Origin of the sequence: Asaia sp. SF2.1 (assembly GCF_000505765.1) — a bacterium.
In the GTDB taxonomy this organism is placed as follows: Bacteria; Pseudomonadota; Alphaproteobacteria; order Acetobacterales; family Acetobacteraceae; genus Asaia; species Asaia bogorensis.
The window spans coordinates 6,698-7,392 of sequence record NZ_AYXS01000001.1 but is presented as its reverse complement, the minus strand read 5'-3'; the positions used below and the strand labels follow the sequence as shown (position 1 = coordinate 7,392).

Below are 695 nucleotides of genomic sequence, written 5' to 3'. Positions count from 1 at the left end.
CATCTCCACCTGTACGATTGCCAACAAGCTTCGCGATCCGGTTGTCTTGCATAACGGCCGCAAACATTTCAGCCGACGAATAGGAGCGCTGGTCGGCAAGGACGTAAGTCGGCCCGGTCCAGCTGCCAAAGAATGACTGAACTGTGGATGCAGAAGAAAGAGCGGCTGCAGCTTTGCTGTCGCCTAGCGCACTTCGAGCCAAGCCAGGGGAGTAGCCCCCAGCATAGCCCGCAGAGAGTAGCCGATTGCAATTCGTCGGCGACCAGGCGCGTTGTTCGCGCCAGACCCATGACAGGTCGCAACGATGCTCACCGATCGCCGCGGTCTGCTGGTAAAAAAAGGAACGTGCGTCTTTGAGCGCAGCCCTGGCGTCGTGCGACTGAGTGGCGGCGAGCGCCTCGTTAATATCTCTGATCTCATCAGCGAAATAGCGACCGGCATCGGATGCGTCTGCCATTAGAAGCCGTGCGGATCGTACCGGCCTGTTAGTGAAGAGACGGGGCGTCCAATCTCCGCTATCGTCGCCTCCGCTGTCATTGCCAATATCAACGACAAGGGCCGTGGCCCCGGTGTGACGCAGCGCCCTGATCTCAGCCGCCATATCATGAAACCAGCGTAACTCCGCCGCTTCACGCATTGAATCGGTAGTGATTGCTTTGCCAGCCTGCCGTAGTTCTGCCCAGGCATGCAAACAC

The 695-nt window shown here is 58.6% G+C and carries 1 protein-coding gene; it reads right to left on the bottom strand.

Going from position 1 to position 695, the window contains the following annotated elements; all coding sequences use genetic code 11:
- The coding region (locus P792_RS20625; RefSeq protein ID WP_369794194.1) for a S41 family peptidase at positions 1-601 on the bottom strand (601 nt) is incomplete at its 3' end.
- Between the last annotated feature and the right edge of the window lie 94 nt (positions 602-695).